Here is a 14353-nt window from a genome sequence, read left to right as displayed (position 1 = left end):
TATGCGGCTGAAGTCCATCAAGCTCGCGGGATTCAAATCCTTCGTTGATCCCACTACGGTGCCTTTCCCCTCCAACATGACCGCGGTGGTGGGCCCTAACGGCTGTGGCAAGTCCAATATTATCGATGCCGTTCGCTGGGTAATGGGTGAAAGTTCCGCGAAGTACCTGCGTGGCGAATCGATGACCGACGTTATCTTCAACGGTTCCAGTGCCCGCAAGCCGGTGGGACAGGCGTCGATTGAACTTGTTTTTGACAACAGTGACGGATCGGCGCCCGGCGAGTTTGTGAAGTTCAACGAGATTTCGGTAAAACGCCGGGTATCCCGGGAAGGGCAATCCGAGTATTTCCTGAATGGCTCCAAATGCCGTCGTCGTGACATTACCGATCTGTTCCTTGGCACCGGTCTCGGGCCGCGCAGTTACGCCATTATCGAGCAGGGCATGATTTCCCGGCTGATTGAAGCGAAACCCGAAGAATTGCGGGTATACATCGAGGAAGCTGCGGGCATTTCCAAGTACAAGGAACGGAGGCGGGAAACGGAGAACCGTATTCGCCGCACCCAGGAGAACCTGGAGCGGCTGACAGACCTCCGCGAAGAGCTTGGACGTCAACTGCAGCACCTGGAACGTCAGGCTGCAGCCGCGGAAAAATACAAAGCCTATAAACAGGAAGAGCGCGAAAAGAAAGCCGAGCTAACGGTGTTGCGCTGGAAAGCCCTTGATGACGATCTTCAGACCTGGCGCGGAAAAATCCGCGATACCGAGCTGGAACTTGAGAAGTTCCTGACCGAAAGGGTGAACCTCGAAACTTCGCTGGAATCGCTCCGGGAAGACCACCATGAACGGACCGAGCACTTTAACCGGGCTCAGGCCCGGTACTATGAGGCCGGGGCCGACATTGCCCGTATTGAGCAAAGTCTGGAGCACCAGCGCGAGCGCAGCCGACAGACTGCGGCAGAGCTGGATCAGGCCATGGCCAACGAGCGCGAATTAGGCCGCGAACTGGAACAGGATGAAGAAAAGCTGGCCACGCTCCGGGAAGAGCTCGACATGATCGAGCCTGAGCAGGAGGCATTGGCGGTACGTTCAGAGGAGTCGGCCGAGAAGCTCCAGCAGGCAGAAGAGGCCATGAGTGACTGGCAGCACCGCTGGGATGAGTTCAGTACCCGTTCATCGGATGCCCGCCGGCAGGCCGAACTGGCGCAATCCCGAATTCGCTCTCTTGAAGACGCCATCGAACAGCTGAAAACCCGACAACAGAAATTGCGCGATGAGCAGGCGCTGCTGGACGGACAATTGGATCGCTCGGAGCTCGAGCAGCTTCTGGAAGAACAGGAAACCCTGGAACTGAAAAGGGAAGAAACCGCGGAGCGTATTCAGCAACTGCAGGATCAGGTGTATTCGAGCCGACAGGCTTTGCGCGACGCCGAACAGAGTTCATCTGAATATCGCCAGACGGTACAAAGCCTCAAAGCCACGATGGAGTCCCAGCAGGCACTGCTGGACGAACAAATGGGTGCAGGCGACGATGCCCTGCAATCGTGGCTGGCCGATCATGGGCTGACCGACGCGCCGCGACTTGCTGCGAAATTGTCGATTGAGGACGGCTGGGAGTTTGCCGTCGAGCAGGTCATTGGCCGCTTCACTCAGGGCCTGACATTGCCGGAATTCGATCAACTGGCTACGGCGCTGGAATCGGCCCCCAAAGGTTTTGCGGTGGTCAGTGACCGTGCCGTTGCCTCCGAAACCCGTGGCCTGGCGGCCAAGGTCAGTGGTGTCGGGGCGATCAGCCAGCTGCTTTCTTCGGTTCAGGCTGCGGATACCCTTTCTGAAGCCATGGCCAACCGATCTGGTCTGGCGCCTGGCGAGAGCATCATCACCCGGGACGGTGTCTGGCTCTCTCGTGACTGGTTGCTGATGCCTGACTCCGATGCTGCTCAGGTTGGTGTGATTGAGCGTCAGAAAAAGGTAACGGAATTGCAGGCAAAGCTGGCGGAAGCAGAAGCCAGGCTGGAGCAGGCAACCGAGCAACTCGAGCATCTCCAGGAGAAGGCGGAGCGTGCCGAAACCGAACGGGACGAGGCTCAAGCCCGCCACAGCGACGTTGAGCGGGAGCTTGGGGCTCTGGCCTCACGTGCCAGTGGTCTGAAAGCCAGGGCAGAGCAGATTGAAGCCCGGCTGTCCCGGATCAGGGAAGACATTGCGGATGTGGGCCTGGCGTTGGAAGAGCAGAACGCCAACCTTCAGGAAGCCCGCGAGGAGTGGGATATTGCACTCGCATCCAGCGAGGATAGTGAGGAAGAGAAAGAGCAGTTGCTGGAGCAACGGGATTCTCTGAGGGAAACACTGGACCGCCTGCGCCAGGAAGCCCGGCATGACCGTGATCACGCTCATCAACTGCAACTACAGTTGCAGACACTCCAGAGCCAGCGCGACGGACTGCAGCAAACCATCGACCGGATGCAGATGCAGAAAGAGCGCCTGCAAGAGCGGCTGGATGTACTCAGGGAATCCCGCGAAAGTGCCGAGGAGCCTATTGAGGATCTCCAGTTGCAACTTGAAGGGTTGCTGGAACGACGACTGGCCGAAGAAGAAAAGCTCAGTGCCGCCCGGGATGCCCTGGAAGAGATTGATCGACAGGTTCGTGATCGCGAACAGGGGCGGAGCCGAACCGAGCATCAGGTTCAGGAAATCCGGGCGCGGCTGGAAAAACTGAAGATGGAATCCCAGGCCCTGGAAATTCGCTCCGGCAACCATATTGAGCAGCTCAAAGAGCTGAACGTAAAACTTCAGGAAGTGCTCGAACAGCTGCCAGAGGATGCTGAAGAAAAGGTCTGGGCCGAAGAGCTGGAGAAAATCGGTAACCGCATCCAGCGCCTGGGAGCAATTAACCTCGCGGCCATTGAAGAGTATCAGGTACAAAGCGAGCGAAAGACCTACCTGGACGAGCAGCACAACGACCTGATGGAAGCGCTGGAAACCCTGGACAATGCTATCCGGAAGATTGACCGGGAAACCCGGCAGCGCTTCAAAGAGACGTTTGATCAGGTGAATGGCGGCCTGCAGGCCCTTTTCCCGAAAGTATTCGGTGGTGGCAATGCCTATCTCGAGTTGACCGGGGAAGACTTGCTGGAGACTGGCGTGGCCATCATGGCGAGGCCGCCGGGCAAGAAGAACAGCACCATCCACCTGTTGTCGGGGGGTGAGAAGGCGCTGACAGCCATCGCGCTTGTGTTCTCGATTTTCCAGCTCAATCCCGCTCCGTTCTGTATGCTGGACGAAGTGGACGCGCCGCTGGACGACGCCAACGTGGGTCGCTACGCGAATATGGTTAAGGAGATGTCGAAACAGGTTCAGTTCATCTACATTACCCATAACAAGATCGCCATGGAGATGGCGGATCAGTTAATGGGGGTCACCATGCACGAACCCGGCTGCTCGCGCCTGGTATCTGTTGATGTGGATGAGGCCGCCGCGCTGGCTGAGGCCTGATAGGCGCAGTGGTTGGTGAAATGCTCGCCAACCATGACAATAACGCCATCTGGGCCCGGTGTGCGTTGTATTCATTACGGGCTTTTCTTAGAGTAGCAACGTTCCAAACTGCAAACAGGACAGCAGCATTATGTCACTTAGGGAATGGTTAATTGCCATAGGTACCCTGGTTATTATTGGAATTGTGATTGACGGTGTGCGCCGTATGCGGCGTGCCCGGAAGGAATCCATGGCCATTTCGTCCGGTATGGGGGCCGACGAACTCAAGGATTCCCCGCTGGATGATGACTTCAACCCGGAATTGCCAAACGGTGGTGCTCGCACGGTTTCCCGCTCGACACTGGAAGACAGGGGCTATCTGAAGCGCGATATGTCCGCGCCCGTAAGTGCTGATCAAGAAGACGATGTAACCCCGGAATCCGGCTGGAGCGCCCGGGACGACGATGAGGATGACGGCATCCTGAGCCCTCCCAGGGTCGTGAAACCGGAAACAGAAGAATCCGAGCCCGTTGAGCGCGAGGCGGTCAGCACTCCGGCACCGGCGGTGGATAGATCGAAAACCAGGCCCTCCCGTCCTGAAAAGGCCAAAGCCGAACCCGAACCCAGAGCGGAAGAGCCGCCGGTGGTTACCACCGAAGTTGAGGAAGATACCGCCAGGCGAACGCCCAACAAGCCGCGCAAGAATCAGCCCCTGGCCGGAGCCAATCGCCCCGAGGCCAGGGAAGTGCTGGTGATCAACGTGTTGGCCCGCAGCGGCGAGCAGTTCCAGGGCAGTAAGCTCAAGAGCCTGTTTGAGGCCTGCGGCCTGGAGCATGGCGATATGGACATTTACCACCGCCATGAATCCGAGGACACTACCACGCCTGTGCAATTCAGTGTCGCCAATGCCGTGGAGCCGGGTACCTTCCGCCCGCAGGACATGGCCGGCCTCAGCACCCCTGGTATCAGTTTCTTCATGAGCCTGCCGGGGCCCACCAATGCGTTGCAGGCCTTCGAATTTATGCTTGAAACCGCCCAGTGCGTAGTCCGAAACCTTGGTGGCGAACTGAAAGATGAGCGCCGAAGCGTAATGACGCCGCAAACCATTGAGCACTGTCGCCAGCGCATTCGTGAGTTTGAACGCAAACAACGCTCCCAGCGAGCCTAGCAGCCCGTCCGGACCCCAGACCCGATGACCAACGTTCCCGAAACTATCCGGAAGCGCGTGGACTCTCTGCGCGCTACCCTCGAAGACCACAATTATTACTACTACGTTCAGGACGACCCCAGGATCCCCGACGCCGAGTACGATCGGTTGTTTCGGGAGTTGCAGAAGCTGGAAGCCGAACACCCGGAACTGGCGACAGAGGATTCGCCGACCCGCCGGGTAGGCAGCAGCGCTGAGACCAGTTTCGAGGAAGTCACCCACCGCCTGCCGATGCTGTCGCTGGATAATGCCTTCAGTGAGGACGAGCTACGGGATTTTGACCGTCGGGTTCGTGACCGGTTGGGAGAGGACGGGGCCATTGAGTATGTCTGTGAGCCCAAGCTGGACGGTCTCGCCGTCAGCCTGCACTACGAAAACGGCACCTTAACCCGTGCCGCGACCCGGGGTGACGGCTATACCGGCGAAGATATCACCGCCAATATTCGTACCATTCCGTCGGTACCTCTCAAGCTGCGTGGCTCGGGATATCCGGATCTTGTTGAGGTCCGCGGCGAGGTGTACATGCCCCGTGCCGGTTTCGAGAAGCTGAATGAGCGCCTGGCAGAGCAGGGCGAGAAGACCTTTGTAAATCCCCGCAACGCTGCTGCCGGAAGCCTGCGCCAGAAGAAATCGACGGTAACCGCCAGGCGCCCGTTGGAACTGTGTGCCTACAGTATGGCGGTAACTGATGAAAGTGTACTGCCTGAAACTCATTGGGACAGTTTGCAGCTTGTCAGGGACTGGGGGTTCCGGATCAATCCGGAAATGCGCAAGGCCGAGGGTGTGGAAGCCTGTCTGGATGCCTACAACGAATTGATGGCCAAGCGCGACAGCTTGCCCTATGAAATCGATGGCATTGTGTTCAAGGTAAACCGTCTCGATCTTCAGCAGGAGCTGGGTTTTGTTTCCCGCGCCCCGCGTTGGGCGATCGCCCACAAGTTTCCGGCCCAGGAAGAGCTGACGATCATTGAAGATGTGGAATTCCAGGTGGGTCGAACCGGAGCAGTGACACCGGTAGCCCGCCTGAAGCCGGTGTTTGTCGGCGGTGTGACTGTGTCAAATGCAACCCTGCACAATATGGATGAGATCCGACGCCTGGACGTTCATATCGGCGATACGGTGTTCATTCGCCGGGCCGGGGATGTTATCCCGCAGGTAGTGAAGGTGGTGCCGGAAAAGCGCCCGGCCATGGCGCCGATGGTTGAAATGCCCGAGCACTGCCCGGTCTGCGGCTCGGATATTGTCCAGATTGAGGGAGAGGCCGTTGCGCGGTGTTCGGGCGGCCTGTATTGCCCGGCTCAGCGCAAGGAAGCGATCCGGCATTATGCCTCCCGGAAGGCCATGGATATTGAGGGCCTTGGGGACCGGCTGATCGAGATGTTGGTGGACGAAGGTATGGTCAGCACCGTGGCGGATCTTTACCGGCTGACGAAATTCCAGATCGCCAGTCTGGAGCGTATGGGCGACAAATCTGCGGCAAATCTTACTGCCGCCATCGATCGCTCCCGTGAACCGGTGCTTTGGCGGTTCCTTTATGCACTTGGTATTCGTGAAGTGGGTGAGGCGACCGCCAAGGGGCTGGCAGCCCATTTCGGCACGCTGGAAGCGATTTCCGAAGCGGATGAAGAGTCTCTCCAGACGGTGCCTGATGTCGGGCCTATTGTGGCCGGTCATATCCGGAGCTTCTTTGATCAGCCCCATAATCAGGAAACACTTGCGGCGCTGAAAAAGGCCGGCGTCACCTGGCAGGAAGAGCATGTGCTGTCGGTCGATGAACAGCCTCTCAGTGGTCAGACCTGGGTATTGACTGGCACTCTCTCAGGCATGACACGGGATCAGGCCAAGGAAAAGCTTGAGCAGCTCGGTGCCAAGGTTGCTGGTAGTGTCTCCAAAAAAACCGCCTGCGTTGTCGCAGGCGAGGCCGCCGGCTCTAAACTGGCCAAGGCTGAGCAGTTGGGGGTGCCTGTGTTGGATGAGGCAGGGCTGGCCGACCTGCTGCGGAAACATGGTATCGAGGTCTGAGGGCTGCTGGCCAAAGAATCTGAGAACTCGCGCAGATCGCTCCGGATTCAAATTGGCTACCATGGCGTTGATCTGTAACGGTGTGTAAACCGGATGCCAGGCATCCGGGCACGGCCATAACAATAACGTCATGAAACGGATTTTTGCATGCGCGCCGATTTGTTCTCCCGCTCAACCGCCTCGGGCCGCCTCCTTGGTGTTGCCTTGATTGCCCTGGCAGCAACCGGCTGCAAGACCGAAAAAGATCCTGACCAGCCCACGTTGTTGGGGGCGCCACCCACCACCGCCTATCTGGGGGTGGAGTATTACTACAACTGGGGTGCCTATGGCGGTGAAAGCATACTCGATTACTCCCTGACCAATGCGCCATCCTGGCTTGCGCTGGAAGACACCAGCAATAAGGCGCGTCAGGGTATTATCATGCGCGGTGTGCCTGGGCTATCTGGAGGCAACCGGGGTGAAGCTGATCTTGGCCAGACCGAGAATATCGAGATAGTCACCACGGATGGCCGCATGGCGGGTTTTCAGCCGTTTGATATCGACGTCAAGCGGAACGTTATCACCTTAGCCGGAGCCAATCTGAAAGAAGGTGAAAGCCAGGAGAGCGAAGACGAGTCGGAAGAGCGGTGTGCGGTGCCTGAGCTTGATGCCGGCTCCTATTCTTATGAGCTCCAGAAGTTCACGGATGAGGGCGCGCCGGATGGAACTGAGTCAGTCACCTACCCAACCAAGCGCGCGTATGTAAAAGTAAATCTGGATCAACCCTCGGTTACCGAAGTCAAAATCGCCTTTGAGCTACGTTCTGATTTCGACCCAACTGCTTGTGACAATGACGAAACTGATCCCGCCCATCAGGACTGCAAATATAGCCGCGCCAACACCGGTGCGATTATTATCGGCGAAGACCTCGTTGCGCTCAGCGACGAACTGAATCACCCCGTTGATAAAGAGGGTAACCCCCTCGAGTACGTCGAATATGATACGACTGGCAATACGGTAACCAGCGGTGTTGTGACACTGAAGCCCGGTCTCACCGAGTGCTACATTCCCTTTGAAGTGGTTGACGACCTGATTCCCGAGCCAACAGAAGTGGCGACCATGGTTCTGACCGAAGTACGCCAGGGCATTGCCTCGCTGGGCAATGGTAGTGTTGAGGTCAAAGCCAACCTTTCAATTGAGGATAACGAGCCGCTACTCAGCATAGAAACCGTCAATGGCGGTAGTCGCGATACGATCAATACCGAGACCACTCGTGAGTATCGCGCCATTCTCACGGGTGACCGTAAAACCCTGTTCAGAGCCAAGCTGGCAAGAATTGGCGAGCTGACGGGTGTTGTCGAGGACGAAACTTTCGAGATTGTTGAGAAGAATGCTCAGGGTACCTATGCCCCAATTGACGAGCTGGTATTCCCGCTGGAGCAGGATGAAATCACCTTTGGTGTGCGTGCGCTTGTTTATAACAATCTTCAGGATGAGTTGGACGACAACGCTGCGCCTATTGGCGTCGATGTAAATTACCAGGCTGGCCGGGCCGGATATGCGAGGGGCGAGTCTGAAACACTGCTGAGGTTGAACCTGAACCGTCTGATTGAACCGCTGGTCTGGAGTGATGGCTTTATGGCAACGGATGTGTCGCTGGGCCATGAGGGCCGGGTGTTTGTTGCTGGTTACCTTCCCGGGAACAATCAGGTCCAGGTCCGCATTTATGACCAGGCGGGTACGGAGCTGCAGATTGTTGAGGTGACAGACCCGGCGATAACGCTGCAACCTTCAGACGTATTCCTGGACGTTGGTGTACGAACGGTCACTGAAAACAATAACCGTGTGAATCGTTATGAAATTGCCGTTGCTTTCAGCTCTGACCAGGCAGAACCGGGTGCTCCCGTTGGCGGGTCTGATGCGGTAACGGCCCTGTTTCATTATGACGGTGCTTCGGGGAACTATCTTCCGAGCTGGATCGGAAACAATATCTTCAGAATTGGCACGCCGGCGGACGATTCGGTGCGATGGGTGGGCATTAACGGCACCACTGGCTATGTGTTGGTGGGCGGCGAAACCCGCGGTGCCTGGAATACCGATGCCTACCAGGGCGGCACCGACAGTTTCCTGGCCCGCATTGATACGGCGGAGAACGCAGGGGCTCTGGAGCCGACCCTGGCCTGGACACGGCAGGTTGGCTCATCAGGTGATGAGACCGTGGTCGGTGGTAGCTCACAAGGCTCGCTGGCTCTGCTGTTCGGGGCGTCGCCAATGACGCTTGATGGCCTCGGAAATGTTGGCCCGTATTTCTTCAATGGCAACACCGGAGAGTCACCGACCGTGTATCAGGTGGGTGAAGACAGCTCTGAATCGCTCGGGGACGGTCTGTATGGTGGTGCCGGGGTGGTGCTGGTCGGCGACGCGCCCTATAGCTACCGATTCCGTGAAGCGCAGCCAGAGGATGCCGGTACCGAAAATGCGGAGGATGAGATTATTCGCACGCGGCTGGATAATCGGGCCGGCTTTGTTTTGGGATTCAATACTTCAGGCGAACCTCTGAGCGCGTACACCGTTGATGATGCGGGTGATCTATCCAACGAATTTCTGACCCGTGGTGTCCGGTTTGACGGTGATATTGTGGTGTCGGGCAACACCAACGGGAGCTTTGTTGAAGGCCAGGCGGCGCCGGTGGCGGGCACAGAGAGTATCCTGGCGAGAGTGGATACCTCCGAATCTGACGTAGCCTTCCGCAACTGGCGTAGGCAACTGGCATTCGAAGGTCTGGACATTCTCGATCTGGAGAATTACCGCGACGATGAAGTGGTGGCGTTGGTGAACCTAAATGGCGAAAGGATGCTGCTTGTTTTCAGCCCGGAAGGTGAGTTACTGACACCGATAACGCCGTAATCCTCCGGGTTGTAGGTCCGGGGTGGGTCAGACCGCCCCTTCCTGTCGGCCCGCATTGGCATAGAGCTTCAGGTAGTCGGTGCTGGTGACCACGCCGGCGGGTTGTCCGGCAGCATTGATGACCAGGGCCGCATTCAGCCGGTGAGCGAGCATCAGGCGTGCCAGTTGATGGGCATCGGTTTCGGGAGATGCAGTCAGAAAAGCCGGTAGTTCGATGTGAATCAGGCTTTGGTTCAAAGCTTCCGAACTGTTCTCGTGAATCCACGAAAGAAGCCAGCGCAGGTCGATCAGGCCTGCGACATTGTTATCCGAGAGCACGACCAGATGGTGAACGCCGTGTTCTTCCATGGTCTCCAGCGCCTCTGCGACGGTGGCAGAAGCAGGAACCGAAAACTGCGCTGGCGAGCTGATGTCGGCGACTGGCAGGTAAACCCTTTCCTCCCGACGTTCGCCCGCAGCAGCGGCACCATACTCCTGAAGTGCGCGGAAGCTGCTACCACCACCGCCGCTGTGCACCGCCTGCTGGAACTCGGCGTCGGTAGCCTCGCTGTGTTCGGCAGAAATGGACGCAGACTCCGACAGCTCGGTGACATCGCCCACCCGGCGACTTCGGAACGCCTCGGGTAACCGGGTTCCGATCGGACGTCCGGGTTCACTGACGAAAATGGACATGGTTCCACCTCTCCGGGGATTTCCCCCTCTACTGCCACCTTATAAAGGTTTATCGGCCGCCGGACCGTTCGCTATAGCTCGAGTTTATTACTATACGGTTAGTTGGTTCCGGTAAAGGCGTCCCGTTTCCACACGACGGGCGAGCCGGGTATTCAGGCAGGCCGGTTGCTGGCAGATCCGGTCGGCCAGATATTCCGCCAGCAGGGGAGCCCATACCAGGCCTTTGCTGCCAAAACCGGTGAGCAGATACACGCCGGGCCCGGCTGTCTCATCGTTACCGGGGCACGGACCAGCCACCGGCTGATAGTCGTGTGTGGTACAGCGAAATCCCACGCGCCCCTGAAGATGTTCTGCCTGTATGTGTTCTGAGATGTTTACGGAGGGCAGCAGTTCCCGAAGTTGGTCCAGGTTTTCCTGATGTCCCTTGGGCGTTGGTTCGGGGTTATCGTCGCGCAGATCAAATGTGGCGCCGGTTATGGCACTGCCGTCATAAGCGGGGTTCAGGTATTTGGTGCCACAAATGACCACGTCTGGAAGTTGGCAGTCGTCTGCGGGTATGCGCGTGACCTGTCCGCGAATGGGCTTGAGGCGCAGCGACTGGCCCTCAGGTACTGGAGCGAGGGCAGTGCTTTCATGGCCGGCAGCAACCACAACCTTTGCGGCTCTGAGAGATCTTCCGTCACTGGCCTGAATGACCCAGTGGTTGTCTGCCCACCTCAGCGTACCGGCCTTGAACCCGAAAATCGTGTGGATGAGTGGGTGCTCAATCAGCGTTTTGCACGCTCGGGCCGGTTGTAGCCACCCGGAACCCGGAAACCATAGCCCTTCGCGCTGGACCGGTATGCCGGCAATACGACTAGCTTCGGTGGGTGATACGGCACCCAGCAGGTTTTCGGGGTAGCTGCTGCGTTCCAGAAACCGCTTTTGGCGATCCTGCTCCTGGTCTGTGGCTGCAAGCTGCAGCAACCCGCTTGGGTGCCAGAACTCGCCCTGCCAGCGTTGGTAGAAGCGCTGACTGAAGCAAAGCGCGGTGGCTGCGAGCTCTGTCTGGTCGTTGTACTCGACACCGAGTTTTACGTACAGGGCCCCCTGGTCGTTACCGGAAGCTCCTGCTCCGGGGCCACTGGCCTGGTCGGCAAGCACCACCGGAACGCCCCGTTCCGCCAGGTTGCGGGCCAGAGCGGCACCGGCGATCCCGGCACCAATGATGACGATGGGGTCAGTTCCGACAGTGGGGGCAGAGACCTCTTCCGAGGTTGGCAGTCTGCCGGTCAGCATTTCCCGCTTGCGCCCGAAGCCGGGAACTTTCGCCATCTCGAAGCCTTCATCTGCCAGCGCACGACGAACCCTGCCGACCGAGGTGAAGGTGGCCAGGGTGGTGCCTGGTTGGCTGTGAGCCCGAATCTGATGAATGGCTTTTTCGAGCCACATGTCCGGGTTCAGCGACGGCGCAAACCCATCAAGGAACCAGGCGTCGGCCACGAATTCCAGTTCGTTCCAGGCGTCCAGTACATCGCCAAAACAGAGGGTAAGCCTGATAGCGCCGCCGCCAAGTACCAGGCGGTGCGTTCCTTTGATCAGTGGTGGGTAGTTGTCAATCAGCTCCCGTGCCAGGGGCTGCAGCCCCGGCCAGCTCTCCAGGGCCTTTTCCAGATCAGCCAGAGCCAGGGGGTAGCGCTCCACCGAGATGAAGTGAAGAATCGCGTGGTCTTGATCGTCAGGCCGTTGAGCCAGCCACTCCGCCCAGGTCGCCAGGAAGTTGAGCCCGGTGCCGAACCCTGTCTCGGCGATCACAAAGTGGCTGTTCCTGTCGAGTTCGGCAAAGCGCCCGGGTAGTCCATTTCTTTCGATGAACACGTAACGGGTCTCGGCCAGGCCGTCATCTCTGCTGAAGTAGACGTCGCCAAAGCGGGCTGATTCAGGCACTCCGTCTTGCCATATCAGCTCCGCCGGTTCCATTGCCGGCGGACGAAGGTCGGTGATCATGGAACTCAGTTGTCTTTTGTGATTTCTTCGGCGGACTCGATAATGACCGGGCTCACGGGAACATCGGCCATTCCGCGCTGGTAGCCGGTCTGGACTCCTGCGATACGATCAATCACACCCATGCCCTCGGTCACCTTTCCGAAAACCGCATAGCCCGGGCCCCGAACTCCGGCGTTCAGGAAATCATTGTTGGCCACATTGATGAAAAACTGGCTGGTGGCAGAATCCGGTGCATTGGTTCGGGCCATGGCGATGGTGCCTCGGAGATTGGGCAGAGTGCTGGTAGCTTCGTTCACGATGGGAGCTCGGGTCTGTTTACGCCCCAGGTTCTCATCGAATCCGCCGGCCTGAACCATGAAGCCGGGAATCACTCGGTGAAAGATGGTGCCATCGTAAAAACCGCTGTTTACGTAAGCCAGAAAGTTTTCCACGGTTTTGGGCGCAACATCGGGCCGAAGCTGAAGCACGAAAGAGCCCTCTGTCGTGACAAAACGGACCTCAGGAAGTGCCGGTTCCTCGTTCTGGGCCATGGCTGGTGAGGTGGACAGCAGAGTGGCAACGAAGGCAAACAGGACAGACATCACAATCGGGACGAGTTTTACGGGATTTGTCATTTCAAGGCAGCTCTCTGTTACAGGTGGTGACCAGAATACTGAGATAATCCGGTTATTACGTAGTTTGTGCAGATCTTAACAGATCATTACGCCATTAAGGGTAAATCAGAACAGCACGCTCAGAGGTTGTGGGCTACGCTTCACTTGACTGTTGAATACCGGGCCGGGTTGTACGGTGATCACTGATACTGCAGGAGGAATCTGGTGAGAATCCGTCAGGGTTTTGAAGAGAAATCCCGGCTTGGCCGGCTTTTGATCAATCGTGGCTACCTGTCTGAGGGTCAGCTGGAGGAGGGGCTTAGGGCTCAACGGGAGACCGGGCAGCGCCTCGGTGAGGTGTTAATCGCTGCCGGCTGGATCTCAGAGAGGGAGCTCCACCGCGTACTCAAGCATCAGTCGCGCTACCGGAATGCAGCAGCGCTGGTTACCATGGTCACCTTGCCATTTCAGCCCCTGGTGTCACTGGCGTCCAGCAACACCAATGCAGCGCAGATAGGCGCCGGAGCGGGCGAACTCTACGAGCGGAGCGGACTCACCCCCCTCTCGGAAGAGGAAATGTCAGGGGTGTCTGCACAAAGCGGTATTGGCCTGATGGAGCGTCTGGAGGCCGTGTCTTCCATGCCCGCCAGCGCCCGGGACGATCTCTCAGGAGAATCTCCCGATGTCGATGTGGTGGAAGGGATCAGACTGGCGGCAAATGTATTCGTGCCGGTGCTCAGTTTTCTGGATTCAGACCTTACAATTACGGGTGTGCATTACCGGGACTCAGAGCCTCGCTACTCGCTACAGGAAGACGGAGGCCTGAGGCTGGCATTTCCGGAGCGTATCGAGGAAATCCGGATGGATAATATTCGCGTGATGGGCGGCCAGACTCCACCCATGGGCAATGTCAGCATTCGCGATATCCGCTTTCACCCGGATTCCCAGATGACCATCTATACGCGTTGAAAATCTTGCCCTGAAACGAAAAATGCCCGGAAGATCTCCGGGCATTTCGTTGTCTGTGAGCGATGGGCGTATCAGGCGCTGGCCAGAATGTTGGTGCTTGAGACGTTGGTCTGCTGGCCTTTGGCACCATAGAGCTTCTGCTGGGCGGAAGCACCTCGGAAGATGTCGGTAAGGCGTGACAGGCGCTTTTGCAGGTGGCCAAGAATTCGGCCGTTGTTCTGATTCACGGCCTGGCATTCGCGCAAACGGGTGTCGGCTTCTTTCCAGAGTTGGTACAGCTCATCCATACCAGCGGCGCGAATGAAGCGTGATGGCTCTCCGGCATTGGGCTTGTAGCCCATATTCACCAGCAGGTGAATCTTCTTTTTGGCGCGTTCGCGTATGCCCTCAAGAATCTGGTTTTTCCGGCTGGTCATTTCCTGGAGGGGTTGGATATCCGCAGAGGAGAGCACGGATTTTTCCTGGTGGAGTACTTCCGCCAGCGACTCAAGCTGGCGGATATCTTCCTGAAGAATCGCTTTCAACTGTTCATGTGCAGTCATGCTT

At 57.8% G+C, this 14353-nt stretch carries 9 protein-coding genes; 5 read left to right on the top strand and 4 right to left on the bottom strand.

Features of this window, described 5'->3' with window-relative positions; genetic code table 11:
* Position 1 precedes the first annotated feature (1 nt).
* From smc to MARHY_RS10010, 4 genes are all read left to right on the top strand, one after another.
* On the top strand, positions 2-3493 hold the full coding sequence (smc, locus tag MARHY_RS10025) for a chromosome segregation protein SMC (protein ID WP_014421711.1): 3492 nt from the start codon (positions 2-4) through the stop codon (positions 3491-3493).
* Between the two features lie 130 nt (positions 3494-3623).
* A complete protein-coding gene (gene zipA, locus MARHY_RS10020; RefSeq protein ID WP_014421710.1) occupies positions 3624-4640 on the top strand; it encodes a cell division protein ZipA in 1017 nt (338 codons plus the stop codon).
* Between the two features lie 24 nt (positions 4641-4664).
* Positions 4665-6701, top strand: a complete 2037-nt coding sequence (ligA, locus tag MARHY_RS10015) for an NAD-dependent DNA ligase LigA (RefSeq protein ID WP_014421709.1) — start codon at positions 4665-4667, stop codon at positions 6699-6701.
* Positions 6702-6848: 147 nt separating this feature from the next.
* Entirely contained in the window at positions 6849-9587 is a 2739-nt protein-coding gene (locus MARHY_RS10010) for a hypothetical protein (RefSeq protein ID WP_014421708.1), read from the top strand.
* 27 nt (positions 9588-9614) lie between these two features.
* Here the strand turns inward: MARHY_RS10010 and MARHY_RS10005 are convergent, their stop codons facing one another.
* From MARHY_RS10005 to MARHY_RS09995, 3 genes are all read right to left on the bottom strand, one after another.
* Positions 9615-10259: a CBS domain-containing protein gene (locus MARHY_RS10005; RefSeq protein ID WP_014421707.1), complete on the bottom strand. Its 645-nt coding sequence runs from the start codon at positions 10257-10259 to the stop codon at positions 9615-9617.
* 90 nt (positions 10260-10349) lie between these two features.
* The gene (mnmC, locus tag MARHY_RS10000) at positions 10350-12245 is read right to left on the bottom strand and encodes a bifunctional tRNA (5-methylaminomethyl-2-thiouridine)(34)-methyltransferase MnmC2/FAD-dependent 5-carboxymethylaminomethyl-2-thiouridine(34) oxidoreductase MnmC1 (RefSeq protein ID WP_014421706.1); all 1896 of its coding nucleotides are present in this window, start codon (positions 12243-12245) and stop codon (positions 10350-10352) included.
* A 5-nt stretch (positions 12246-12250) separates the two neighbouring features.
* Positions 12251-12859, bottom strand: coding sequence for a peptidylprolyl isomerase (locus tag MARHY_RS09995; RefSeq protein ID WP_014421705.1), 609 nt, complete (start codon positions 12857-12859; stop codon positions 12251-12253).
* 204 nt (positions 12860-13063) lie between these two features.
* On the opposite strand from MARHY_RS09995, the gene MARHY_RS09990 reads away from it, so the two are divergent.
* Complete coding sequence (locus MARHY_RS09990) at positions 13064-13807, top strand: cyclic di-GMP-binding domain-containing protein, MshE-related (protein ID WP_014421704.1); 744 nt, start codon at positions 13064-13066, stop codon at positions 13805-13807.
* Between the two features lie 71 nt (positions 13808-13878).
* Here the strand turns inward: MARHY_RS09990 and MARHY_RS09985 are convergent, their stop codons facing one another.
* Positions 13879-14349 carry a flagella synthesis protein FlgN gene (locus MARHY_RS09985; protein WP_014421703.1) on the bottom strand — a complete coding sequence of 157 codons (471 nt, stop codon included), beginning with the start codon at positions 14347-14349 and terminating at the stop codon, positions 13879-13881.
* Positions 14350-14353 lie beyond the last annotated feature (4 nt).

The organism is Marinobacter nauticus ATCC 49840, from assembly GCF_000284615.1.
GTDB classification, from domain to species: domain Bacteria; phylum Pseudomonadota; class Gammaproteobacteria; order Pseudomonadales; family Oleiphilaceae; genus Marinobacter; species Marinobacter nauticus.
Note: the sequence above shows the minus strand (reverse complement) of the source record. Positions and strands in the feature narration are given on the sequence as shown.

Bases quoted from the DNA above. Each gene is read 5' to 3' on its own strand.
- smc (WP_014421711.1), top strand. From the start codon at position 2: ATGCGGCTGAAGTCCATCAAGCTCGCGGGATTCAAATCCTTCGTTGAT.
- zipA (WP_014421710.1), top strand. From the start codon at position 3,624: ATGTCACTTAGGGAATGGTTAATTGCCATAGGTACCCTGGTTATTATT.
- ligA (WP_014421709.1), top strand. From the start codon at position 4,665: ATGACCAACGTTCCCGAAACTATCCGGAAGCGCGTGGACTCTCTGCGC.
- MARHY_RS10010 (WP_014421708.1), top strand. From the start codon at position 6,849: ATGCGCGCCGATTTGTTCTCCCGCTCAACCGCCTCGGGCCGCCTCCTT.
- MARHY_RS10005 (WP_014421707.1), bottom strand. From the start codon at position 10,259: ATGTCCATTTTCGTCAGTGAACCCGGACGTCCGATCGGAACCCGGTTA.
- mnmC (WP_014421706.1), bottom strand. From the start codon at position 12,245: ATGATCACCGACCTTCGTCCGCCGGCAATGGAACCGGCGGAGCTGATA.
- MARHY_RS09995 (WP_014421705.1), bottom strand. From the start codon at position 12,859: ATGACAAATCCCGTAAAACTCGTCCCGATTGTGATGTCTGTCCTGTTT.
- MARHY_RS09985 (WP_014421703.1), bottom strand. From the start codon at position 14,349: ATGACTGCACATGAACAGTTGAAAGCGATTCTTCAGGAAGATATCCGC.